Below are 20,938 nucleotides of genomic sequence, written 5' to 3' on the forward strand. Positions count from 1 at the left end.
GTGGCCGAGCGTTACGGAGCGCTGGGCGCAGCGGCTCCCGCATTCGTACCGCTACGCTGGTCACATGTTCGAAGGTCAGTCGCTTTACGACTACTTCTCCGGCTGCTCTGAACGCGCTGACAAGGTGAGCTTCACGCTTGTTGACGGCAGGGAGTTCCTCGGCTGGGTCCATGAGATGACCGAGGATCACATTTTGGTGGCATGGGCACCCAGTCCGTTCTGCGCCCAGGCTGACGATGGGGAGGCGTGGGCCCCCGAGGACGAGTGGGTGCCGTTCACCGCCCTGGTTCTTGACTCGATCGCCAGCTACGACCCGTCCGTACCAGGCTGGGTGAATTATCTCAACTGAACCGCCCCGGCGACCGCACGGGTGGGAAGGTCTCGACGCCGGGCAGGCACGTGGCTTGCTCTTGGCGGCACTTCGCACCGAAGCGGCCGAAGCGGTCGTCACACTGCTGAAGGCGGAGGAAGTGGCCTCCGAGCAAGTCCTCTGCCGCCCCAGGAGCAAGCAACTCGTGGAGAAAATGCGCCTGTTGGGTGCTGGCTTGGCCGAGGGGTACTTGTGCATTCTTGTTGCCCATTGTGGACTTCCCCGGTGACCACACGCACCCTGTACCTCATCGCCGCGCCGGCGGCCCGCCCGGCGCCTCCACGTACCCGCCCACGCCGCCCAGAAGGCAGGCTGGGACGTGTGCGGGATCCTCACGCCGTCCGTGTACCGGTGGCTTAGCGAGGACGCTGACGGCGAGGTCGAGCTTCTGGAGAAGCGGATCGGGCGCCCGGTCCGTTGGCAGTACAAGCTGCCCTCACAGCCGGACGTCCTGCCTGCCCCGGACGCGATCGTTGTGGCCCCGCTCACCAACAACACGCTCGCGAAGTGGGCCACCCGGATCAGCGACACCCTCGCCCCCGGACTGATCACCGAGGGCATCGGCCTGGGACTGCCGATCATCGCGCTGCCGCATTTCAACGATGCCCAAGCCGTACACCCTGCCGTGGCCGGCCACATCGCGTTGCCGCGCGAAGCGAGCGTCTCCTGCTCGGGGGACGCGGTTTCGTTCCCCACAAGCCCAAGCACGGCGACCTCGACGCCTACCCTTGGCAGGACGCTATCGATGCGCTCCCCGCCTGACGCCCGATCACCAGGCTGCCGGAGCAGTCGTCGTCGCGGTGGCCGTGGTGCGCACCGACTTCGTGACCTACTGGGGGAGCCGGTAGCAGGCCCCGTCCCGGGTACGGGTGAGGTGGCCGCCGGTCACCATGAAGCGGCGCAGCGCCGGGAAGTCGTCGTACACGGTGCGCAGCGCGTCGTTGATCTCGCGCTCGGTGTAGTCATGGCCGGGCGCGAAGAGCGTCCCCGCGAGGTGGGCGAGCACCTGCTCGCGGCGCGCGGTCTTGCGCGGGAGCGCCGTCAGCCGCCCGCGCGAGAAAAGGGCGGCGACTGCGGGGGAGCCGGTGGCGGCGTCCGGGGTGGCGGCGTTGTTCTCCATGCGGGCACCCTCGCGCAAGTGAGCGGCTCGGGGCAACGCAATATCGGCGGAGGTGCAGGGCGAGCGCGGCCGGGTTACCGCCTTCACGTCGGGCACAGGGCACCTCACTGAACTGCGAGCAGGGCCCCGCCAAGCCGATCCGCGCAGACATCCTGAGACGGCGAAAGATCACCTCCTGGATCACGCGGCGACGCCCGCGAGGCTGTCACCGACAGCCAAGAGCAACGCTCCGTCCCCCGAAGTCCCTCTCGCCTGCCCGGACGTGAGCCGGACCTGTGACCTACTCCCGCACCTTCGCGGACCTGGTCCGCAACCAGCGCGGACATCTCCTCAACGACTGGATCTGCCAAGCCGAACAGGACGCTCCTCAACCCATCAGCGGGCGGATGGGCTTCGTTGCGACTCCTGCGCCTGGGTCCGCCGCCGCTGACGTCGGCTGGTCGGGATGCAGACCGAGCCGCTGAAGTGCGTCGGCACGGAAGCGCACAGCGAACGTGCCGTGCCAGTGCCCGTCCGAACGCACACCGCACATCAGGTCGACCTGGACCTCGTCCTCAGCGAACGGGTCCCAGTCGATACCGCGGTCCCGCAGTCAATCCGCTGTCAGCCGACCCGGCCGGGGACAACCGGGAACGTTCTCATACCGGAAGAGCGTCACCCATTCGAAAGCCTGATCTTCCATGCAGACATCATGCCGCAGCCCGGAACCTGGCTGCCGACTTTTCTCCCACGGAACTCCGGGTAGAGCTTGAAGACGGCTGTGACCCGCTTCCGTGATCACTCCGCCGGAAAGGCGGCTCACGCGCAGACCGGGGAGTTGCCTGAGCATCGATGACTCGGGATGGACGGAGTCCACCATTCTTCGTCGGGTTGGGGTCGTACGAGGCCTTGGTGTCCGCGAGCCGGCCAGCCCGGACGTGACGTGCAAGTTGTCGAAGTCCTCGGCCCCTTGGCCCCTTGGCCCCTCGGCCCAACGGGGTGTAGAAGGCGAAGCAACGAGTGTCGGCACCCTGAGGGCTCGGAGGCTTCTTGTTACGTCTCGACAGACAGTCTGTGTACAGATAGTCTATGCGAAGACTAAATGCGCGAACCGAGCGAGCCCAGGAGATTACTGATGTGGACGTATGAGCACAGCATGGAGACCGACGCCGCGCCCGAGGCGATCTGGCAGCTGTGGGCCGATGTGCAGAACTGGGGGGACTGGAACGCCGACATTGCGAGCATCCGGATCAGTGGCCCCTTCGAGGCCGGTGCCGAGATCGTCATGACGCCCGCCGGGGACGACCCCGTGCACTTGCTCGTTGCCGAGGTGGCTGCGAACGAACTCTTCGTGGATGAGGCACGTTTCGACGGGCTACTCCTGCGCACCACCCACCGAATCGGCAAGGGTGAGAGCCTGCGCACCCAGGTGATGTACCGGATGGAGATCACCGGGGCAGGGGCCGACGAGGTCGGGCCGCAGATCGGTCCGGCCATCACGGCGGACTGGCCGGAGACCATGGCCGCCCTCGTTGAGCTGGCACAGGCCCGATGACCCTCAAGCCCGGCGACAGCCCCGGTTTCCTGCTCTGGCACGCCACGCTGCGCTGGCAGCGCGACATCGCCGCGGCCCTCGGCCCCCTGAACCTCACCCATGTCCAGTTCGTTCTTCTCGCCTGCACCTGGTGGATGAACACCCACGACGAACACCCCAACCAGCTCACCCTCGCCCGCCAGGCCGGCACCGACGTCAAGATGACCTCGCAGGTTCTGCGAGCCCTGGAGACCAAGGGGTTGATCACGCGCGAGGTCGACCCCGGCGACACTCGTGCCAAACGACTGCATGTCACCAGCGCCGGAGCCGAACTGGCGCCGCGCGCGATCGCGGCCGTCGAGGACGTCGACGCACGCTTCTTTCAGCCGGTGGCACACGGCGACGTCGTGGCCCTGCTCAGCCGCCTCGCCCGACCCGAGGAGTGAGCCCTCGCCTCGGACGAGCTGAGGATGAAGCCACCTGTCGTGAATGCCCACTTCTTGTGGCCTGAGGCGGCGTCGGGGGCATATCTGAGAGGCCCAGGCCGCCCGGTGCAGCCCTTTACGCCAACCAGACCAGCCAGGGTGGTGGTGACCTTCCCGTTGGCCCGATGGTCACATGCGAGGCTCAATCCAGCCGGCAGGAGAGGTCATCGCCGGTGAAGACGCGCCGTGCGTTGCCGGAGAGGAACAGCTCGGTCGTTTCCTCGTCGTGGCCCGGTTCATCGAGGTGTTCCAGCGCGTCGGCGGGGGGTGATCATCGGGTAGTTGGCGCCGGCGAGCACCTTCCTGCGACCTTGCCCGCGCAGCTATTCGACCAGCTCGCGCGGGTAGCGGCGGGCCGTGCATGCGCTGGTGTCGAGTACACGTTGGTGTGCTTGTCGGACGCCGAGATCATCTCGGTGGTCCATGGGTAGCGGGTGTGTCCGCACACTGTGGTCAGTTCGGGGAAGTCGAGCGCGACCTGGTCGCTTTAGTGAATGGGGCGGCCGGTCTCGGACGGGCGCACCGGGCCCGTGTGGCCGACCTGGGTACCGAACGGGGTGTCGAGCTCGACGCAGGCGGCGTACAGCGGGTGATACAGCCGGTCGGTGGGCGGCAGTCGCCGGAGCCGGGGCACGATCCGCAGCGCCACGAAGCCGAGCTGCTCCACGGCGCGGCGCAGTTCCCGCACGGCCTGTCCCGGCCGCCGGGTGCGGCCCGCCCCAGCCACCCCGCGCAGCCGTCCGCCGGGCTCAGCGACGAACTCGGCCAACTCGTCGTTGCTGATCAGCACGCCTTGCGGCCCGTACCAGGCCGCCACAAGGCCGATCTCGACATCGGCCGCGCCCATGGCGGCCACCGTCGTCTCGACCGGCAACGGCTCCTCCCGCAGCCCCGGGTCGTCTACCGGCGCAACGACTCGCACATGTCGTGGTTGGGATGACGGAGCGTTGGGTGTTGCACCCACGCATCGGCGGCTGTTATCAAGTACGCCTCCCCGCTGGCGGTATCGGGTACCAGCGCCCTCCACCGATGCGGCCCAGCAATCGCTCAACGCATCCATAGCCGGTACGTGTCACCCCGCAGCCACCATCGCGCAGCACCGGGGCCGCCCGTGTGACCGCCGGGCAAGAGTCAGGCCCTGCGTCATGTGGCCGGCCGGCCGTCGATCGGCCGGCTCATCTGCACGCGGGTTGCGAGTCCGATGATTCGGCGGTGACCGAATGACCGGCCGCCGGAGGGGTCGCGTCCGCGCGCGGTTCTCCCTAGCCTCCCACGCATGACTCCAACTCGCCGTATCCTCCTGCTCGTTGGACCCATGATCGTGCTCTGCGCCCTCCTGACCGGCACTCCGGTCGCGCAGGCGGCCGATCAGTCCGCGAGCACGCCCGACCGGATCAGTTACGACGTGACCCTGCGCGCCGACGACGCGGGCACCCGATGGGTGGGGAGAGAGCGGATCTCGTTCACCCACACCGGCACGGGCCCGGCGCTGCGCGAGGTGTACGTGCGGCTGTGGGGCAACGGCGCCGACGGCTGCGGTGGTCCCGGAGGCCCGTCGCCCGTCAGTGTTTCCCGGGTCACCGGCGGTGTCGCCGACGCTCCATCGGTGAACTGCACGGCGCTGCGCATTCGCCTGGCCCACCCCCTCGCTCCGGGCGCCCGGACCTCCGTGGGCTTTGACGTGTCGCTGGCGGTGCCGGACCGGATGGCGCGCTTCGGCCGGGGCGGCGACTTCCGCTATCTCGGCAACGCGCTTCCCGTCCTGGCCGTGCGTGACGGACGCGGCTGGCACCTGGATCCCGATGTGGGCTTCGGGGAGAGCTACTTCACGCTCGCCGCCGACTTCCGCGTCGTTCTCGACCATCCCGCCCGGCTCGCCGTGCCCGCGACCGGCACGACAACGACCGGGCCGGGCGGACCGGGCCGGTCGGTCACCGTCTCGACGGCCCACCGCGCACGGGACTTCGCGTGGGCCGCGGGCCCGTTCCGTACCGCCGTGGCGACCAGCCCGGGCGGCGTGCGGGTGCGGGCCTACTGGACCGAGAACACGGACCCGTCCGGTGTCGCGTCGGCCCGACAGGAGAGTGCGGAGGCGGTGGACTCGTTCGGGAAGCGCTTCGGCGCGTATCCATACGGGGAACTCGACATCGTCCTCAGCCCGGACTTCACGTTCGGGAGCATGGAGTACCCGGGGTTCGTTCTGGTGTCGACGGGGCCGGACGGCAGCGCCGTGGTCCACGAGATCGCCCATCAGTGGTGGTACGGGATCGTCGGCGACGACGAGTACGCCGACCCGTGGCTGGACGAGTCGTTCGCGACCTATGCCCAAGAGCTCTTCTATGGCGACAGCGCGGAGGGCTGCTGGCCCGACGTGTTCTGGCCGCGCCCCGACGCGACGATCACCGCCGACATGGGCTACTGGGCCCGGCCCCCGGGCCAGAACGGCTGGACCGCCGTCGTATACCGGGCGGGTTCGTGCGCGCTGCACGACCTCGAGCGTGTACTCGGCACCCCGGCGATGGAGCATATGCTGCGACGCTACGCCCGCGACCACTGGTACGGCATCTCAACCGACGACGCCTTCATGAGCGCCGCGCAGGCGGCGACCGGAAAGGACCTGACGGCGTTCTGGCAGGAGCACCGGATCCGGGCGCACGACCGGGGCACGCGTCAGCCGCCGGTCCCTGGCGGGCGCGTCCTCCTCCGTCGGGACACGTCCAGGTCTGCGCAGGAGCAGGGGCAGAAGGCCCTGTCCTTGGTGGGACGCCGGGGTGGGGCGATCGGACCGTCGGCCCGGTAGCGCACTCACCTGCTGGTTGGTGTGCACGGAGAGAAAAGAAGACCGCATGGGGTGGTCATGGCGTCGAAGTAAGGCCAACCGCCGTTAATCGAAGGGTCCCTGACTGACCATCATGAGCCTTCATGCAAGGCGCGCGCCGCCTTCGCCGGCCCCACTGTGTTGTTGATGATCGCGGTACGGTCCCCGCTTCCCGTGCCGAAGGCCTTCTGCGGTTGATGGTCCACGAACAGCATGACCGCATTGTCGGACGTGAGCGGATCCGCGCTCGGGGCGGCGCGGAACTGGACGTCATCGAACACGCCGCCCCCATCGACCTCGGCCCGAGGGCGGACGCCACCGCGGCCAACTCTCGTTCACCGGCGCACCGCCCCTCTCCTCGACCATCCCGGGTCCCGCACCTCGCGAGGCTTTCGCGACGACCTCGTTCTCCGTCCCTCGCTGTGACCCGGCCTAGTTGCCCCTTTGCGAGGGGTGCAAATGCGGTGGCGTCACCATCGACGCAAACCGGCCGCCCGGTCGTCGCGTCTCGGCCTCGGCCGCCAACTCCTTCGTAGGTGAAACTGACAAGCACCCAACACCCCGGATTTACAACGGAGTTGAACGATGTGAAGTCAACGCACAGATGCCGTCGTCCCCGCAAGTTCCCGGAGCGCGCCATGCCGGGGCTGCTCTCGGCCGTAACCGTGCCAAGCGGTTGTTCCCTTCTGCGGACGCAAGTACAGATATGCGGGACCAGTCGGTACAAGGAGGGGAAAGTCGTGAAGAAGACCATAGGCAGGACAATGGGCGTGATCTTGGGGCTCGCGCTGGCGAGCACCCTGGGAGCCACGGGGGTGGCCGAGGCCGCGGCGCAACCGTCGGGCCCGGCGGTGGCCGCAGCCCCGGCTGTCAGCAGGGCGGGTGCGGGCGGTTCGGTCGTCGAGGCGCCTGCCGCGGTCGTCGCGGAGCTGAAGGCGGCGACGAGCCGAGCACGTGGCTCGCTCGCGCCCAACGCTCGGGTGGTCTGTTACGCCGCCCACGTCCAGGACATCGGTTGGCAGCCGGCGGTCTGTGGCGGCAACGTGGCGGGGACGACCGGCCAGAGTCGCCAGATGGAGGCTCTGGCGATCTCGACCAGTGGTGTCGGCGGTGTCTGCGCCAACGCCCACCTGGCTGACATCGGCTGGCAGGGCTGGGCCTGCGGCCGGGACGGCGACGTCGTGACGGTCGGCACCACCGGGCAGTCGCGGCGCATGGAAGCGCTCGGCGTGCAGGTCGGCACGGGCAGCGTGGGGGCGCAGGCGCACGTGGAGGGTTACGGCTGGCTGGCCTCGGTCGGCGGCAACCCGGTGTACGCGGGCACCACGGGACAGTCACGCCGTATGGAGGCCGTACGCGTCTGGGTGTGACCGGAGGGCGGTTCGACGCCGGTGCCTGATGTCCGGCGTCCGACAGGTGGTGGTGCCCGGCTGTGCGCGGGAGCCACCACCTGTCGCACATCGTCGTGGTACCGGAACTGGAGGCATGTATCCCCACGCGCAGGGGGCGGCTTCGGCCCCGGGGGGAGCCGAAGTTCTCGCAACCTGCTGCAGGTGGAAGCCCCTTCGGGGCACCACGACTACCGCGCAACGAGAATCGCCTAATACCTGCTTGACTACACACCGGGATCGCCACCAGGCGGGTCCTGGAACCTTCGGAGAACAAGAACATGCGCACAACCGCACGCTGCCCAATGCCCAGCTATGGCTGAGGGTTTCATCCGGTGGTACCGGGAGTCGGGGGCCACGTCAGTCTTCGCTGAATAGGTGGCGCTGTTCGGCGCGCACGGGATGGCGCTGGTGCACCCTACAAGGGGCCAGGCCGTGCTTCTCGACATCGAAGGGGAACAGGTCCTCGTAGGGCAGGAGGAGCTCGGTCGCCTGCTCGATCTGCGGATCGCGTCCCTCACGATGCAGTGGTGGTTGTCCGCGGACACCGACGTCTGTGACGAGTACGTATATGAACCGTTCGGCTGTGAGATCCAGATGCTCTGGCTGGACGGTCTATACCCCGAAGAGGTGCGACTCGTGGAATCAGCCGTCATCGCCGCCGCGACGCAACGGTCCGTACCGACCCGCGCCGTGGTCGTCGACCGGCGTGGCATCTCCGACCCGGACGACTGGGACTCATTCATGCTGTACGACGAAGTAGCGGTCCCGCGCTTCCCCGAGAGCGTGATAGCGCAGGAGTCGATCACGGAGAAACTCATGCGGGCCGTGCCGGGCCTCGCGAAGGAGAGCGTAGGGGGTCACCTGACCCGGCTTGCCTCAGCTCGTCAGACGTAGCCCGCCGAACCGGCGCCCTACATTGGACGGGGGATCCAATACGGGACGGAGCCGTGGTGACCGGGGCAAGAAGAACAGTGAGCATCACCTGAACACCGACACCACCGGTATCCCGCTTGCCGCCACCTTGACCGGCGGCAACCGCAATGACGCACCCGGCTGATCCCGCTGCCTCAGGCCGTGCCGCCGGTAAGAGCATGCGGGGCCGGCCCCGGCGCCGCCCGGACGTTGTGCTGGGCGACCGCGGCTACGACCACGACAAGGACAGGCCCGGTGGCCGACCTCAGGCCGGCTTGCGCCATACGGAGACGTGCTTGGCGGAGTCCTGGGTGAACGGGGACCCGTCCCAGTCCGCTACGCGACGTTCCAGCTCGAGCCCGGCGATCCGTGCCATCAGGTCGAGCTCCGCCGGCCAGGCGTACCGGTGCCGGGAGTTTGCGCGGCGGTAGTGGCCGTCGTCGCCGTCGCGGGTGAAGTGGTGCGAGACCAGCATTTGCTCCACCAGGTCGAAGGTGTCGAAGCCGAGATGCTGCTGGGAGACGTCGAACGGCACCGCGACCTGGCCGGGCGGCAGGAGCCGCAGCGGCGGCACACCCAGCTCGATGACGAACCGGCCGCCGGTCTCCAGATGCCGTGCGGCGTTGCGGAAGCACTCGATCTGCTCGTCCTGGGTGAGCAGGTTCGTAATGGTGTTGTAGACGAGGTAGACCAGGGAGAACCCGCCGGGAACGACGGTGGTGGCCATGTCCCCGATGACTACCGGGAGGGTGTCCTCGTCGATCTTGCGCCGTAGCACCGCTGCCATGTGCTCGGACAGTTCGATGCCCACCACCGGCACGCCGCGTTCCCGGAGCGGGACTCCCACCCGTCCGGTTCCGATGGCGAACTCCAGCGCCCGGCCGTCTCCGGCGAGCTCGGCGAGGAAGCCGAGGGTCGGTCCGAGAACGGCAGCGGAGGACGCTTCGGCTTCCTCGGCGTCGTAGCGGTCGGCGGTCGCGCGGGTCCACAGTTCACTGCTCGTCACGGGTGGCCACTGTGCCGGGTGCCGAGGGGCGCTGTCGACGCATTAAATTCTCCGCGCCTCATTGTGTACCGCTGTACCGCTGTACCGCTGTACCGCTGTACCGCTGTACCGCCCACAACGCGTCTATGCCTCGCCAGGGCTTCGGCCGAACCGCCCCGCATCTCGGATCACCACCCCGGAGCGATCCAGCGACCTTCTGCCTTGGAGATCATTCCGTCTGGAGTTCTCAGGAACCCGGCAGTGCGTACATCCCAGCCAGCCACCAAGCGCCGATGAACCCACCCGGCAGGACGAGGAGCGCCGAGACGAACAGCCACCTGATCGCTGGCGTAGTACGTCCGGCCAGCTTGCGGCACAGGGACAACGCCAGCGCGAAATAGAGCGCGAGGGGAAGGAGGAGCAGCCCAAGGCCGGCGCCCACCGCGTCACGCCCTCTCTGTAACGCAGGAATCGAGGCCGGACCGAGGGGCTCGATACGCGATGGATTCCCAGATGCCTTGCCCTCGCATGAGCCCCCCGATTTGAACACGTTCAGGTCATTGGGTCGATCATAGCTCTCGAGGGGCGGGGCGATGAACCTGGGCCCGTCGGCAACATGCTCCCGATCGCGGATTCCGTCGCCGCATTCGATGACCGACGCGCCCGCTGGATGGCCGTCCAGCCTCCATCTCGGGCAAACCGGTCGAAGCGCGTACTCCTACGGCTGACGAAGTGGCCAGTCCGGGTCGCTCTGCGGCGGTTTGCGCCACGACGGCGTCCGGTGGTGCGGCCGAGCCGCGCTGCCCCTCGTCGGTACCGATGACGGTGGACGGGACCGCGGCCCTCCCGGCGCAGCAGCGGCGGTGCCGGGGGCGGCGGCACCTCGCCCTGCTCGGCGAGCGCCGGATGGCCGTCCTCGGCTGCGGGACGCAGGTGGCATCGACGACACGGTGCTGCACCGCGCGCAAGGGCGCCTGGGTATCAAGGAGTTCCCTCCGCTGAAGCACGCCCCCTGGGGGGAACGAAACATCTCATGGCCGTGACTCACGTCACGTTACCGGCGGTATCTGAAACGCTGTGTCGCAGGTAAATTGCGAGGAGGCGCTTGGGTGTCACCACGAGTCTGAGCAAGTGTCAGCGTCCTGAGTGGCAGCGGTCTTCCGGCCCCTGCGCCGATCAGGCGCCCACGAGCGAGAGCGAGGTCTCCGCGATGGAGCAGCAGCACGTCGACGTCCTGGTCGTCGGCGCCGGGATATCGGGTGTGAGCGCCGTGTGCCACGTCCTGCGGGACAATCCCGGCGCTTCGGTCGTGGTGCTGGAACGACGCGCTCGGGTCGGCGGCACCTGGGACCTGTTCCGGTACCCCGGCATCCGCTCCGACTCCGACATGGCCACCTTCGGGTTCGGCTTCCGCCCCTGGCGTCGGGCCCGCATCCTCGCCGGTGGCGAGGACATCCGGCAGTACGTCGAGGACGCCGCGGCGGACGGCGGGGTCCTCGACCGCATTCGCTTCGGCCGCCGCGCCATCAGCGCCGACTTCTCACACGCCGACGGCCGGTGGACGGTCGAGGTCGAGGACGAGACCACCGGCGGACGCGAGTCCTACAGCGCGGGCTACCTCGTGGGCGCGACCGGCTACTACGACTACGACGAGCCCTACCGCCCCGAGTTCCCCGGCGAGGCCGACTACCAGGGCACCCTCGTCCACCCCCAGCACTGGCCCGAGGACCTCGACCACACGGGCAAGCACGTCGTCGTCATCGGATCCGGCGCCACCGCCATCACCCTGCTCCCCGCCATGGCCGACGCTGCGGCGAGCGTGACCATGCTGCAACGCTCGCCCACCTACATCCTCGCCCTGCCCGAGGTCGACCCGCTCACCGCCGTCCTGAAGAAGCTGCACGTCCCGGACCGGCTGACCCATTCGATCGCCCGCACCCGCAACATCGCGCTGCAGCGCGGGAGTTACGCCTTCTGCCGCGCCTACCCTCGGCTCGCCCGCAAGGTTCTCCTCGGGCTCGTGCGGGCCCGGGCGGGCAAGAGCGTCGACATGCGCCATTTCAGCCCCCGCTACAAGCCCTGGGACCAGCGGCTGTGCGTCGTCCCCGGCGGCGATCTGTTCAAGGTGCTCAAGAGCGGCACGGCGGCCATCGCCACCGACCTCATCGACACGTTCACGGCCGACGGCATCCGGTTGCGGTCGGGCCAGGAGCTGAAGGCCGACATCGTCGTCACCGCCACCGGACTGAGCGTCCGCCTCCTCGGCGGCATGACCCTCACCGTCGACGGCAGCCCGGTGGACGTCACGAACCGTGTGCTCTACAAGGCCGTCCTGCTCGAAGGCGTGCCCAACATGTCCCTCATCATCGGCTACACCAATGCCTCCTGGACCCTGAAGGCGGACCTGGCGGCCGACTACACCGCCCGCCTCCTCGCGCACATGCGGCGCCACGGCCACGACATCGCCACCCCTGTGGCCTCGGACGCCGACCGCTCGGAGTTCTCCGTCATGGGCGAGGCACTGACCTCCGGTTACATCGCGCGGGCCGACAAGGCCATGCCGCGCCAGGGCACCCGCGACCCGTGGCGGCTGTGGAACAACTACTACCGCGACCGCGTGATGCTGCGGAGCGCCCCCATCGAGGACGCCGCACTGCGCTTCGCCAAGACGGGCCCGTCCGGCGCGGACACCGCGGCCGGCGTTCAGGAAACGACGCGCGCCGCTTGACCGGCGGCCCACCAGACAAGCGAGGACGAAGATGACCGCGCACCCGACCAGGAAGGCCTACGACGAGCGCCTGCGGACCCTGTCCGAAGGCTCCGTCAATGTCCACTTCAACGCCTTCACCGACATCAAGTGGGACGACCCCGAGTTCGCCGTGGACACGAGCGACCCGCGCTGGATCCTCACCTCGGCGGACGCCCTCGGCGCCCACCCCTGGTACCAGGAGCAACCGACCGAGACACAGATCCGTATAGGTATCTGGCGCTGGGCAGTGATCGCCAAGGTGGGCATGCAGTTCGAGAACCTGCTCATGCGCGGAGCGCTGGACTACGTCTACCAACTGGGCAACCAGGACCAGGAGTTCAGGTACCTCACCCACGAGGTCACCGAAGAGACCCACCACACCCAGATGTTCCAGGAACTGGTCAACCGCACCGGCGTGGACACCGCGGGCGGAAAGCGCTGGTTCCGTCAACTCAGCCGCGTCCTGCCCCTGTTCGGTTCCCTCTACCCCGAGGCGTTCTTCACCGGCATCCTGGCCGGTGAGGAGCCGATAGACCACTTGCAGAAGGCGGCCCTGCGCAGCGGGGAGCCGGTGCACCCCCTGCCGAAGCGGATCATGCAGATCCACATAGCGGAGGAAGCCCGCCACATCTCCTTCGCGCACGAGTTCCTGCGCCTGCGCGTCCCGCGCTTCGGCAAAGTTCGCCGGGGCGCACTGTCCGTGCTCTTTCCGCTGATCATGCGCAGCCTGTGCGACGTCATCATGATCCCCGACCGGAAGTCCGCCGCGCAGGTCGGCATCCCGGCCTGGGTGCTCAAGGACGTCTTCTGGAAGTCCGACGCCGGCCGGAGACTGCTCCACGACCTCTTCTCCGACGTGCGGATGCTTGCCGAGGACATCGGCCTGATGAACAAGACGTCCCGCCCGCTGTGGAGGGCCCTGCGCATCGACGGCCGCCCCGCGCGCTTCCGCGGCGAGCCGGCCCCGCTCGCCGACTGAAGGCCGAAAGGCCTCGCACCGCCTTCCCCCGACCGCCCGAACGGAGACCAGCCCGCCGTGCCGTACGTCGTCACCCGATCCTGCTGCGCCGACGCCTCCTGCGTGCTGGCCTGCCCGGTCAACTGCATCCACCCCGCGCCGGGCGAGCCCGGCTTCGGGACGACGGACATGCTGTACGTCGATCCACGTACCTGCGTGGACTGCGGTGCCTGCACGACCGCCTGCCCGGTGGACGCGCTCAAGCCCCACACGGCCCTCGGCGAGGCCGAACTGCCGTTCCTGGAGCTGAACGCCTCGTACTACAAGGAGAACGCGCACGCCGACCGCGCCCCCATGTACGTGGTGCCCGGTCAACGCCGCCTTCCCCAGGGCGAGTTGTCCGTCGCGGTCGTGGGGGCCGGGCCGGCCGGTCTGTTCGCCGCCGACGAGCTGCTGCGGCACGCGGGTGTGCGCGTCACCGTCTACGACCGCCTGCCGACTCCGTACGGCCTCGCGCGGGCGGGCGTCGCGCCGGACCATCAGGACACCAAGCGCGTCACGGAACTGTTCCGGGTCATCGAGTCGCAGGCCGCCTTCAGCTACCGCCTCGGCGTCGAGGTCGGCACCGACGTCACCCACGCCGACCTGCTGCGGGAGCACCACGCGGTGATCTACGCGGTCGGAGCGGCGACCGACAAGCGGCTCGGCATCGACGGCGAGGACCTGCCCGGCAGCATCTGTGCGACGGATTTCGTCGCCTGGTACAACGGGCACCCCGACCGCGCGCACGACGACCACGACCTCGGCGTGGACCGCGCGGTCGTCATCGGCAACGGCAATGTCGCCCTCGACGTCGCCCGCGTCCTCACGGCCGATCCCGGAGTCCTGGCCCGTACCGACATCTCGGACCGCGCGCTCACCGCGCTGCGCAGCAGCACGATCCGTGAGGTCGTTCTCCTCGGCCGGCGCGGACCCGCGCAAGCCGCGTTCACCGTGCCCGAACTCCTCGCGCTCAGCGCCCTCAAAGACGTGGACGTGCGCGTGGAGGGGTGGCCCGAGGACCTCTCGCCCGCCACCAACGAAAAGACGCGGCTGCTGTCGGAACTGGCCGCCCGCACGCCGGTCCAGGGGCGTCGCCGTATCGTGCTGCGCTTCCTCACAAGCCCGGTGCGGATCATCGGCGACGGCCGTGTGCGCGCACTCGAGGTCACCTCCACCATGCTGCACACCGACGACGACGGCACCGTCCGCGCCCGTCCCACCGGTGACCCCCGGACCCTGGAGACCGGCCTCGTCCTGCGCTGTGTCGGCTACCGGGCCCGTCCCGTCCCCGGCCTGCCCTTCGACGAGGAAACCGCGACGATCCCGCACGTGGCAGGACGCGTCGAGCCCGGCGTCTACGTCGCGGGATGGATCAAACGGGGGCCGACCGGCTTCATCGGGACCAACAAGACCTGCGCCCAGGAGACGGTCGCCTCCCTCCTGGACGACTTCGCCGCGGGCCACCTCACCCGGCCCCTGTCCACCGTGACCGCGGCGGGCGACGCCCTCGGCCTGGAGGACTGGCGGTCGATCGACCGCGCGGAGCGAGCGACGGGCGTGGCCCAGGGCCGCCCCCGCGTCAAGCTCACCGACACCGAGTCCCTGTATCGCGCGGCGGCGCGATCCGTTCCGGCGGTACGTGGCTGAGGCTCGGCGCTCGGAGGCTCACCGGTGGCGGGGAGCGCGGTCAGTGCGGCCCGAGATCAGACACGCGCTGCTGCGGAGACAGCTCCACGCCGAGGTCCCGCAGCGTCGCGTCCAGGATCGCCCAGACCGAGCGGCACAGCATCGCCCGCAACTCCTCCTCGGACTGCTCCCGCCGTTCGTCGTGCGCCCACTGGTTGACCGCGGTGTCCACGAAACCGACGATGCCGACCGCGACCGAACGGATCGGCGCCTGGGGCACCCCGAGTGCCTTGAGCACGTCCCCGAACCGGTCGCTCAGCATCAGGGCGATGGCCGTCTTGGTGTCCGCCACCAGCGAGCCGTCGCCCATCGCATGCTCGGCGACTCCCATGTAGGCGTACAGACGCGGGTGTTGGGCCACCCAGTCCAGGTGCGCGCCCACCACCCGGTGTACGGCGTCCTCGACGGTCCCCTCGAAGGTGAGGGTGGGCTCCATCCGCCGCATGAACGAATCCACCACCCGCCGGCGGATCAACTCGTCCAGCGTGGCCCGGTCCTTGAAGTGCCGGTAGAGCACCGAGCGCGGCAGCCCCACCCGCTCGGCCAGCCGCTGCACACGAAAGCGCGTGCCCTCCTCCTCGATGAGCGCGACAGCCGCGTCCACCAGGTCGACCTGACGCTGGGCCTTGTGCTCGTCCCACCGGGTGGAGCGTCCGTCGATCTGCGGCTCTCCGCCGGTTCTGTCCGCCACCTGGTCAGGATATAGGACCGGCTCAGCGCGCCCCAGGTCCGACCGCGGCCCGCCCGCTCCGACGAACTACATTCGGCACATGAGTCGTTGGCAGGAATTGACCGGTGGAACATCCGGAGACGAGTACGCCGCGCGCTTCGAGGCGCTGGCCCGCGGAGGCAAGGACGTGCACGGCGAGGCGGCGTTCTGCGCGGCGCTGGTGGCGCCGCGCGCCCGGGTGCTCGACGCCGGATGCGGTACCGGACGGGTGATGATCCGCCTTGCCGAGCTCGGCTACGACTGTGTGGGCGTCGACCTGGACGCCTCGATGCTGGAAGTGGCACGGGAACAGGCGCCCGGCCTGCCCTGGTTCCAGGCCGATCTGGCCACGCTCGATCCCGCCCGGCTCGGTGTCGCCGCGGACTTCGACCTGGTCGTCGCCGCCGGGAACGTCTTGCCGCTGGTCGCGCCGGGCACGGAGGCCACGGTGGTGGCGCGGCTGACGGCGGCCCTGCGCCCGGGCGGCCTGCTGGTCGCGGGCTTCGGCCTGGACGCCGCCCACCTGCCCGTGCCGCCGGCCCTCACGCTGGCGCAGTACGACAGCCACTGCGCCGCCGCCGGCCTCACCCCGACCGGCCGCTTCGCCACGTGGGACGCGGCGCCGTACGAGGGCGGCGGCTACGCCGTCAGCGTCCACCGCCGCGACCGTTGACGGAGGGCAGCGGCGGCCGAAACTGCCTCCGCCGCGACAGAGCTGGGACCGTGGCCCTTCCGGGGGAGGAGGGGAGGACAACCGTGGCTCCTCTGGGGGCCCAGGGGAAGAAGGGGTCGGGGGAGAACCCCGCCCCAGGCACCGCATCGGGGCTGGTCCCCATGCTTGCGGGCCTGGAGGCTCTGGAGGCTACGGACATTGTTCGCTGCAGTCCCCTGGCTCCCCGTGTTCGTTCCGCCAGGACCCAGTCAACCCTTGGAGGCGGTTGCGGTTGCTCGGTCGTAACTGGGGGAGTGGGGTGGGGGCCGGCCGGGTTGGATGCCGGGGCGCCGTCCGCCGAGGTGCGGGTGATGGCGGCGGTGGGGGGAGCCCCGGCCGGACGGGCGTCTACCGGTCCCGGATCCGGTCAGCGCGGCTCTCGGATGCCGTCGATGATACGAGTCCAGTTGTCGCTGCCATGTCCGTCCTCAATCGCGCGCCGATAGTGGGCCTGTACGGCCCGGGTGAGCGCCAGGTCGAGGCCGAGTGATGTGCTGGTCTCGACGATGTGGTCGGACGTGGCACCCATCATGGTGACTGTGCTGAGGTCGCCGGGATGCTCGCCGGCATCGAGCGCGGTGCCGGGATTCTGTTCGCCGGCCCGCACGATGGCGCCAATCGAGTCGGCGGCGGAGAGCAACTCCGGCAGTGCCTCTTGGGCTTTCATTCCCGCGGCACCGAGCATCGCGGTGGCGTGCATCAGTCCGGACAGGCTGGTGAGGAACACCGCGAGTTGGGCTTGATACATCATCTGGGCGAGGCCCGGGTCCTCGCCCAGATACCTTGGTGTGCCGAGCAGTGTCAACGTCGCCAGGTGGCTCCGCATCGCCTCGTCGGGGCCGCTGTAATACACGTAGGCCGCCTCCGTACCGACCATCGGCGCGGGAACCATGACGCCTCCGGTGAGGAAGGTGGCATGGTGGTTGACCGCCCAAGTCGCCGCCGCGCGTGTGCGGTCGGGAGTGTCGGAGCTCAGGTTGACGAGCGTCCGGCCCGCGAGCGATGCGGTGGCGCTGCCGAGGACGTCGTACATCGCCTGGTAGTCGGTGAGGCTGAGGATCACGAGGTCAGCCGCTTCGACCGCCTCCTTCGGTGTCGCCGCGAGCACTGCTCCGGCGGTGACGACGCCGTCGGCCCGGCCGGCGGTGCGGTTCCAGACGGTGACCGGGTGGCCGGCAGCCAGGAGGGTGCGTGTCATCGCCTGGCCCATCGGGCCGAGCCCGATCACGGTGACGGCGATCTCTTGCTTGATGCTGTGGTTCTGTTGTTCGTTCACACCTCCATGCTCGGAGCGCGGCCCCACTCTCGGAAGTACCTACTATTTTCTGCGGTACTTACCTTTTAGTAAGGGGAACAGTGATGGCCAAGGCGCCGAGACGTGGGCCCTACATCTGCGGCATCGATGCCGCGCTCGATGTGGTGAGCGGCAAGTGGAAGGGGCTCATCCTGTGGGAACTCGACGCCCATGGCGTACGGCGCTTCGCCGAGCTCCGTCGCGGTCTGCCGGGAGTGAGCGAAAAGATGCTCACGCAACACCTGCGTGAGATGGAGGTGGACGGACTCGTGCACCGAGAGGTCTATGCCGAGGTGCCTCCGAGGGTGGAGTACTCCCTGACCGAGCATGGGCGCACGCTCAATCAAGCTCTCGGGCCGCTCGGCGCCTGGGGGGCTGAGAGAGTGCGTCGCGAAGGCTCCGAAACGGTCGACGTAGCGGAGACCTCGTGAGCGTGCGCGCGGTCGACGGCAGACACGGCCGGTGGTTCATCGGCACTGGCCACCCGACCTGTGTCCGGTCAGGGGCCGTCTCGCGAACTCCCTCCACGACTTCCAACGTCCCCTTGCTCCTTGCCCCTTGCGATGCCGCGCCGCCCATGGAGCTGCTTGACGAAGGCCAACGGGACGGGCGTCAGGCTCGGCTGTGGCGAGGGACTCACTCGCCGCACCGAAGGGCCGGCTCCGGGATGGCGTGGCTGCCCCGAGGCACCGAAGCCAGAGGGCGTGCGGGGTCCCGACTCTTGTCCGGCCCGGCGACTTCCGAAAGCAGACCGGGCTGCTTCAGCGCAGCAGCAACGACCGGCTGATCCTCAGCAAGAACTGAGCCAAGGTCGCTGATCCAGCACTATGGCGTCTTCTTTCGATGACGCGGGCGCGGGCCTCGGTGACGCGTGTTTCGCGGTCCTTCCGGACTGCGGGACGCGCTCGCCGTGGCCCGTTGTCTCCCCCCATCACCTTCCGATCCGGACCACCCAGTCGGCCCGCACGCTCGACCGTCCTTCCGGACGCCCGTGGAGCGTGGGGCTGTGCAACGAGGGCGAATGCGTGAGCGCCGAGACTCGGCGGGCCGCTCTCGCCGTGTTCGGCTGCTGCCCCGTCACGCCGGGCGAACTCCGCGCCCGCGCCGAGCAGTTGACGGACCTGGCGCAGCTCGACGCGCTGGCCCGTACCCCTCCCCCCTCCGGGCAGTTTCCACCTGATGGCGTCACTCGACGGCCGGGTACGGGTGCAGGGCACCGCTTCCGGGCTGCGGCTGGTCCTCCGGACGACCACCCAAGATGTCGCCGCGGCCGCCAGCACCGCCGACCTGCTCGCCCGGCCCACCGGGGCCGAGCCCTACCGCGGTCACTTCGAACGGCGCAAGGTCGCCACCGGCCTCTGCTAACGGGCCTTTTCAACTCCTTGCATTCATGAGAACGCCTGCCTGCGATGCTCGATGCGCCAGTCCGACCCGGCCCAACGAGTCCGGATCGTCAATATCCGAGACAACATCATCGCCCGCATCGCCGAGGCCGAGCGAGAGGGCTGGCTCGGCGAGGTTGAAGGGTTGCAGACCAGCCTCGCGGGAGCGAACGAAAAGCTCTCCCAGATCGACCGGCGGGCTCCGCGAACCGTTGACCTCCCCATGCCGCCCCCCTCCACAACCAACCCCCGAAGTCAGATGTCAGTGGCAGGTGAGAGGGTGCGGCCATGAACATCGACGACTTCTGGACCGTCATCGAAACAGCACGAACCGACGCCGCTTCGGCCTCCGGAGACCCCGGCCAAGCATTCGTATCGGCCCTGGTCGAGCGGCTTGCGGCGACCTCGATGCAGACGATCCTCGAATACCAGCAATGCTTTGATCAGTTGCACGGGGCGATCTACCGCTGGGATATGTGGGCTGTTGGCTATCTGATCGGTGGAGGATGCTCCGACGACGCCTTCATGGACTTCCGCGCCGGACTGATTGCGCAGGGCCGACAGTGGTACGAGCGGGCCGCCACCGCCCCCGATGTTCTCGCCCAGCATCCAGACGTCATCGCTGCGGCGGCCGAAGACAGCGACGAGGCACTGTTCAACGAAAGCATCAACTACGCGGCCTCCTACGCCTACGAGCGCATCCACGGCGACGAAGACGACTGCACCTTCTACGACGACTACGACCAGTTCTGCGCACCCCGCTCCGACCAGGCGCCGGCCGATATGGGCGAGAGCTTCGATTTCGACGACGCCTCGGAAATGCGGGCCCGCTTCCCCGGACTGGCCCGCCTCTTCCTTGAGCACAGCGAGGCCTGAGCTCACCGGACCCCTTCGCCGCCAAGTTCAGAGAACAGATCAGCATCCGCACCAACCGCTACTCGGTGCCGGTGCGGCTGATCGGCCGAACCCTCGGCGCGATACTGCACGCCTCCGACCTGGTGGTCCACGACGGCCGCGATGAAGTCGCCCGGCACGAACGCCTGATCGCCAAGGGCGGCTCGAGGGCCTCCTTCTGGGCCGCCACCTGGCCCACGAACACTCGATCACCGGCCTTGCGGCGGCCGTGAGACGGGCGCACTGACCGCGGACGCCGTTGCGCTCGAAGCCCGCAAGGCTGCGGAGGAGGACAGCTACGCCCCGGGCGCGTTCCGCCTCCTCGTCGGCCGGACTCAGAACCACACGGTGAAGGAGACGGTGGCGGAGGCCTTCTTCCCGGCCGCGTGGGTGACGGTCAGCGTTGCGGTACGCCATCCCCAGGTGGTGGGCGTGCCCGAGATGACTCCGCTGGCGGCGCCGACGCTCAGTCCGGCCGCCCCGGCGCTACCGACGGCCAGCCGCTCCAATGTCACGACCCTGACCTCACGCCGCCTGGCCCACCTGTCACCGGACAAGTGGCCGCTTCCCTACGGCGTGTTTCGAAAGTGATCAGGATGACTGCCTGACAGCTCACAACCCGCGTATCGCTTCGCCCAGATCAGGGCCGTAGGAGGCCCAACAGATGAGTGAACCGTCAGCGCGGAGCTCCCCCATGAACCAGTCGTCGCCGACTCTCGCGAGGCACGTGCCGTGGAAGGAGAGGATGATGCCAGGGTGGATGGTTGTGTAGTCGGCTTGGCCGTGTTCTTCGGCAACGACGAGTCGTTCGGGGGAGAGTAGCGCTGCTTCGGGGTCCCCTGATGCGGAGCGCACCCGCTCGATCGTCCAGCCATGGGGAAGGTCTGTGTTCACGGCCGCAGGATCGCAGCGGATACA

Annotated in this window: 22 protein-coding genes and 3 pseudogenes; 17 read left to right on the plus strand and 8 right to left on the minus strand. The window is 68.9% G+C overall.

The window, feature by feature from the left end; genetic code table 11:
* The coding region (locus tag N4G70_RS34795) for a hypothetical protein (protein ID WP_261716787.1) at nt 1-349 on the plus strand (349 nt) is incomplete at its 5' end.
* A 364-nt stretch (nt 350-713) separates the two neighbouring features.
* Nucleotides 714-848, plus strand: a pseudogene (locus N4G70_RS37270) (flavoprotein); the annotation flags it as partial.
* A gap of 351 nt (nt 849-1,199) precedes the next feature.
* Here the strand turns inward: N4G70_RS37270 and N4G70_RS34805 are convergent.
* A complete protein-coding gene (locus N4G70_RS34805) occupies nt 1,200-1,490 on the minus strand; it encodes a DUF2087 domain-containing protein (RefSeq protein WP_261716788.1) in 291 nt (96 codons plus the stop codon).
* Nucleotides 1,491-2,625: 1,135 nt separating this feature from the next.
* On the opposite strand from N4G70_RS34805, the gene N4G70_RS34810 reads away from it, so the two are divergent.
* Nucleotides 2,626-3,024, plus strand: coding sequence for a polyketide cyclase (locus N4G70_RS34810; RefSeq protein ID WP_261716789.1), 399 nt, complete (start codon nt 2,626-2,628; stop codon nt 3,022-3,024).
* Entirely contained in the window at nt 3,021-3,449 is a 429-nt protein-coding gene (locus N4G70_RS34815) for a MarR family winged helix-turn-helix transcriptional regulator (RefSeq protein ID WP_261716790.1), read from the plus strand. Before N4G70_RS34810 ends, N4G70_RS34815 begins: the two co-directional genes overlap by 4 nt.
* Before the next feature lie 526 nt (nt 3,450-3,975).
* Here N4G70_RS34815 and N4G70_RS34820 read toward each other — a convergent pair.
* The gene (locus N4G70_RS34820) at nt 3,976-4,362 is read right to left on the minus strand and encodes an amidohydrolase family protein (protein WP_261716791.1); all 387 of its coding nucleotides are present in this window, start codon (nt 4,360-4,362) and stop codon (nt 3,976-3,978) included.
* Between the two features lie 402 nt (nt 4,363-4,764).
* Between N4G70_RS34820 and N4G70_RS34825 the strand changes: the two genes are divergently transcribed.
* Complete coding sequence (locus N4G70_RS34825; RefSeq protein ID WP_261716792.1) at nt 4,765-6,288, plus strand: M1 family metallopeptidase; 1,524 nt, start codon at nt 4,765-4,767, stop codon at nt 6,286-6,288.
* Between the two features lie 128 nt (nt 6,289-6,416).
* Here N4G70_RS34825 and N4G70_RS34830 read toward each other — a convergent pair.
* Nucleotides 6,417-6,587, minus strand: a pseudogene (locus N4G70_RS34830) (hydrolase); the annotation flags it as partial.
* A 459-nt stretch (nt 6,588-7,046) separates the two neighbouring features.
* Here N4G70_RS34830 and N4G70_RS34835 point away from each other — a divergent pair.
* The 3 genes and pseudogenes from N4G70_RS34835 to N4G70_RS34845 form a co-directional block, all read left to right on the plus strand.
* Nucleotides 7,047-7,676, plus strand: coding sequence for a polysaccharide deacetylase (locus tag N4G70_RS34835; protein WP_261716793.1), 630 nt, complete (start codon nt 7,047-7,049; stop codon nt 7,674-7,676).
* Nucleotides 7,677-8,129: 453 nt separating this feature from the next.
* Entirely contained in the window at nt 8,130-8,591 is a 462-nt protein-coding gene (locus N4G70_RS34840) for a hypothetical protein (protein ID WP_261716794.1), read from the plus strand.
* Nucleotides 8,592-8,640: 49 nt separating this feature from the next.
* Nucleotides 8,641-8,851: pseudogene (locus N4G70_RS34845) on the plus strand (transposase); the annotation flags it as partial.
* Between the two features lie 23 nt (nt 8,852-8,874).
* Here N4G70_RS34845 and N4G70_RS34850 read toward each other — a convergent pair.
* Nucleotides 8,875-9,615: a class I SAM-dependent methyltransferase gene (locus tag N4G70_RS34850; protein WP_261716795.1), complete on the minus strand. Its 741-nt coding sequence runs from the start codon at nt 9,613-9,615 to the stop codon at nt 8,875-8,877.
* A 1,189-nt stretch (nt 9,616-10,804) separates the two neighbouring features.
* Between N4G70_RS34850 and N4G70_RS34855 the strand changes: the two genes are divergently transcribed.
* From N4G70_RS34855 to N4G70_RS34865, 3 genes are read left to right on the plus strand one after another with little or no spacing between them, the layout of a single operon-like run.
* Nucleotides 10,805-12,322 carry an NAD(P)/FAD-dependent oxidoreductase gene (locus N4G70_RS34855; RefSeq protein ID WP_261716796.1) on the plus strand — a complete coding sequence of 506 codons (1,518 nt, stop codon included), beginning with the start codon at nt 10,805-10,807 and terminating at the stop codon, nt 12,320-12,322.
* Between the two features lie 31 nt (nt 12,323-12,353).
* Entirely contained in the window at nt 12,354-13,322 is a 969-nt protein-coding gene (locus tag N4G70_RS34860; protein ID WP_261716797.1) for a diiron oxygenase, read from the plus strand.
* Between the two features lie 57 nt (nt 13,323-13,379).
* The gene (locus N4G70_RS34865; RefSeq protein ID WP_261716798.1) at nt 13,380-14,990 is read left to right on the plus strand and encodes an FAD-dependent oxidoreductase; all 1,611 of its coding nucleotides are present in this window, start codon (nt 13,380-13,382) and stop codon (nt 14,988-14,990) included.
* Nucleotides 14,991-15,030: 40 nt separating this feature from the next.
* Here N4G70_RS34865 and N4G70_RS34870 read toward each other — a convergent pair whose 3' ends face one another.
* Nucleotides 15,031-15,720, minus strand: coding sequence for a TetR/AcrR family transcriptional regulator (locus tag N4G70_RS34870; RefSeq protein ID WP_261716799.1), 690 nt, complete (start codon nt 15,718-15,720; stop codon nt 15,031-15,033).
* Between the two features lie 79 nt (nt 15,721-15,799).
* On the opposite strand from N4G70_RS34870, the gene N4G70_RS34875 reads away from it, so the two are divergent.
* Nucleotides 15,800-16,411 carry a bifunctional 2-polyprenyl-6-hydroxyphenol methylase/3-demethylubiquinol 3-O-methyltransferase UbiG gene (locus N4G70_RS34875; protein ID WP_261716800.1) on the plus strand — a complete coding sequence of 204 codons (612 nt, stop codon included), beginning with the start codon at nt 15,800-15,802 and terminating at the stop codon, nt 16,409-16,411.
* Between the two features lie 406 nt (nt 16,412-16,817).
* Here the strand turns inward: N4G70_RS34875 and N4G70_RS34880 are convergent, their stop codons facing one another.
* Nucleotides 16,818-17,726 (minus strand): NAD(P)-dependent oxidoreductase, encoded by a 909-nt coding sequence (locus N4G70_RS34880; RefSeq protein WP_261716801.1) that lies wholly within the window; start codon nt 17,724-17,726, stop codon nt 16,818-16,820.
* 83 nt (nt 17,727-17,809) lie between these two features.
* Between N4G70_RS34880 and N4G70_RS34885 the strand changes: the two genes are divergently transcribed.
* From N4G70_RS34885 to N4G70_RS34905, 5 genes are all read left to right on the plus strand, one after another.
* Entirely contained in the window at nt 17,810-18,175 is a 366-nt protein-coding gene (locus tag N4G70_RS34885; protein ID WP_261716802.1) for a helix-turn-helix domain-containing protein, read from the plus strand.
* A gap of 241 nt (nt 18,176-18,416) precedes the next feature.
* Entirely contained in the window at nt 18,417-18,548 is a 132-nt protein-coding gene (locus tag N4G70_RS34890; protein ID WP_261716803.1) for a keywimysin-related RiPP, read from the plus strand.
* Between the two features lie 375 nt (nt 18,549-18,923).
* Complete coding sequence (locus N4G70_RS37275) at nt 18,924-19,109, plus strand: hypothetical protein (protein WP_261716804.1); 186 nt, start codon at nt 18,924-18,926, stop codon at nt 19,107-19,109.
* Nucleotides 19,110-19,414: 305 nt separating this feature from the next.
* Nucleotides 19,415-20,002, plus strand: a complete 588-nt coding sequence (locus N4G70_RS34900) for a DUF4240 domain-containing protein (RefSeq protein WP_261716805.1) — start codon at nt 19,415-19,417, stop codon at nt 20,000-20,002.
* Between the two features lie 65 nt (nt 20,003-20,067).
* On the plus strand, nt 20,068-20,253 hold the full coding sequence (locus N4G70_RS34905) for a hypothetical protein (protein ID WP_261716806.1): 186 nt from the start codon (nt 20,068-20,070) through the stop codon (nt 20,251-20,253).
* Nucleotides 20,254-20,355: 102 nt separating this feature from the next.
* Here N4G70_RS34905 and N4G70_RS34910 read toward each other — a convergent pair whose 3' ends face one another.
* Nucleotides 20,356-20,535, minus strand: a complete 180-nt coding sequence (locus N4G70_RS34910; protein ID WP_261716807.1) for a putative Ig domain-containing protein — start codon at nt 20,533-20,535, stop codon at nt 20,356-20,358.
* A gap of 97 nt (nt 20,536-20,632) precedes the next feature.
* Complete coding sequence (locus N4G70_RS34915) at nt 20,633-20,914, minus strand: hypothetical protein (RefSeq protein ID WP_261716808.1); 282 nt, start codon at nt 20,912-20,914, stop codon at nt 20,633-20,635.
* Nucleotides 20,915-20,938: the final 24 nt, after the last annotated feature.

The organism is Streptomyces sp. ASQP_92 (assembly GCF_025399895.1).
Classification (GTDB): domain Bacteria; phylum Actinomycetota; class Actinomycetes; order Streptomycetales; family Streptomycetaceae; genus Streptomyces.

Coding starts and splice junctions, on each gene's coding strand:
- N4G70_RS34805 (WP_261716788.1), bottom strand. CDS start 1,490: ATGGAGAACAACGCCGCCACCCCGGACGCCGCCACCGGCTCCCCCGCA.
- N4G70_RS34810 (WP_261716789.1), top strand. CDS start 2,626: ATGGAGACCGACGCCGCGCCCGAGGCGATCTGGCAGCTGTGGGCCGAT.
- N4G70_RS34815 (WP_261716790.1), top strand. CDS start 3,021: ATGACCCTCAAGCCCGGCGACAGCCCCGGTTTCCTGCTCTGGCACGCC.
- N4G70_RS34825 (WP_261716792.1), top strand. CDS start 4,765: ATGACTCCAACTCGCCGTATCCTCCTGCTCGTTGGACCCATGATCGTG.
- N4G70_RS34855 (WP_261716796.1), top strand. CDS start 10,805: ATGGAGCAGCAGCACGTCGACGTCCTGGTCGTCGGCGCCGGGATATCG.
- N4G70_RS34860 (WP_261716797.1), top strand. CDS start 12,354: ATGACCGCGCACCCGACCAGGAAGGCCTACGACGAGCGCCTGCGGACC.
- N4G70_RS34875 (WP_261716800.1), top strand. CDS start 15,800: ATGAGTCGTTGGCAGGAATTGACCGGTGGAACATCCGGAGACGAGTAC.
- N4G70_RS34885 (WP_261716802.1), top strand. CDS start 17,810: ATGGCCAAGGCGCCGAGACGTGGGCCCTACATCTGCGGCATCGATGCC.
- N4G70_RS37275 (WP_261716804.1), top strand. CDS start 18,924: ATGGCGTCACTCGACGGCCGGGTACGGGTGCAGGGCACCGCTTCCGGG.
- N4G70_RS34900 (WP_261716805.1), top strand. CDS start 19,415: ATGAACATCGACGACTTCTGGACCGTCATCGAAACAGCACGAACCGAC.